The sequence below is a fragment of the Psychrobacter sp. T6-1 genome (assembly GCF_052258445.1).
Window position 1 is genome coordinate 1 of record NZ_JBQQFC010000426.1, and the last position, 1591, is coordinate 1591.

Annotated in this window: 2 protein-coding genes; both read right to left on the reverse strand. The window is 42.0% G+C overall.

The window, feature by feature from the left end:
- Positions 1-932 (reverse strand): glycosyltransferase family 2 protein (locus ACTXGO_RS13470; RefSeq protein WP_443574878.1); only part of this gene is annotated, 932 nt, incomplete at its 3' end.
- Positions 929-1591, reverse strand: a 663-nt coding sequence (locus ACTXGO_RS13475; RefSeq protein ID WP_443574879.1) for a polysaccharide pyruvyl transferase family protein, incomplete at its 5' end; no start/stop codon positions are given. The genes ACTXGO_RS13470 and ACTXGO_RS13475, both read right to left, overlap by 4 nt.

Here is a 1591-nt window from a genome sequence, read left to right on the forward strand (position 1 = left end):
TTCATAGGATATGGCATACCCACTATAGTTGAGAGCATCATATGCTTGATATTAGTCGCACTGTTATAGTCATCAGATTGCATCGTCTTCTCTGATTGTTTAACAGCTTCAAGCGCAGTCGCCAAATGCATCAAATCAATACGGGTCAAAACTCTCCAATGACTCTGTCTACACTTATGAGCAAAAACCTTTCTTACCTTATGCGCTTTGTGCTCATCTAACAAATTTTTTACTATCGCGTGAATAGCGAATAGATCCAGCAGCTCTTTGCCCTTTGATTCTGTGATAGAGGTGCCGCGCTGTCTGTATAAGTAAAAATTAACGGGTAGGTGAAACCTCTTAGTCGTAGATAGTCCAAGGTGCCAATGAAAGGGCCAGTCCTCGTAATACAAACCTTCTGGAAAACGTAATGACGTAGAACGTATCACACTAGAGCGTATAAACTTGAGCCATGCAAAATGTGGCAGATTATAATATTCGTTATCTTGTTCAACAGCGTTATACTCTAGGCTGCCATATGGATATGACAGCGCTATCTCCGCTACGCCGTCATCAAAGGGCATGAAATCATAAGTCACGACTTCCGCTTGTGACCAAAGGGCGCAATCAACACAAGCGGCTACTAAGCGTATATCTACGATGTCATCAGAATCAACGAACATTGTATATTCACCTGTCGCAGACTCGATGCCAGTATTACGAGCCGCAGAGAGCCCCTTGTTTTTGCTATGCTGAACGACTTTTACGCGCTTATCACTGAGATGATGATCGAGCAGTTGTCTAGAGTTATCAGTAGAACCGTCTTCGACTATGATGATTTCTAAATTATGATAGGTTTGCTGCCTGATAGAGTTCAGGCAAGCGTCAAGATAGTTTTCCACGTTATATACAGGAACGATGACACTGACTAGAGGATTTGGTGCAGTACTCATAGACACCCCAACGCTTTTTTTAAATCATTGTACTTACTAAGATCAACTGAAGACTCATCTATTGAGCCATGAGGCAAGGACAATAAGCTATCGATAGACTTTGAGATTTGATCTATCTCATTAAGCTCTAAGAAAATAATTCTGGGATGACCTTGCAACCAGTCAGCCTGCGTTTGTCTTATTTTATGGTTAGAGTTTGGCAGTACCAAACAAGGCGTACCAGAGAGTAGACTCAAAATCATGCCATGCAAACGATCCGTGACAACCAGATTTGCCGCTCGAAATTGATTGAGCTTATCAGTCAATAGCTGAGTACAATGCGCCGCACTTAACTGCGAGCCGCCAGCGTGAGTATCCGTCTTCTCTATATCATAGCCAGTTTTGACTAATGCCTTATCAACGATACTATACTGCTTAGTTGTCAAAGCAGCTTCTTTATCATCTCGCAGGCAACGAAGAATACCAGATGTGTCATAACACTCCGTTGCGCCAAGTACCTTTGCAGTCGCACTCATAACGATGTCTGGCACTAGGCTAATCTTGACAGTATCTTTGCTACTAAACATCTGATTTAACTTAGCGAAGCTAATAGACTCTCTAGCCAAAAGATGAATATCAGGATGACTGGAATATACTTTTACAATTTGATTGAGCGCACG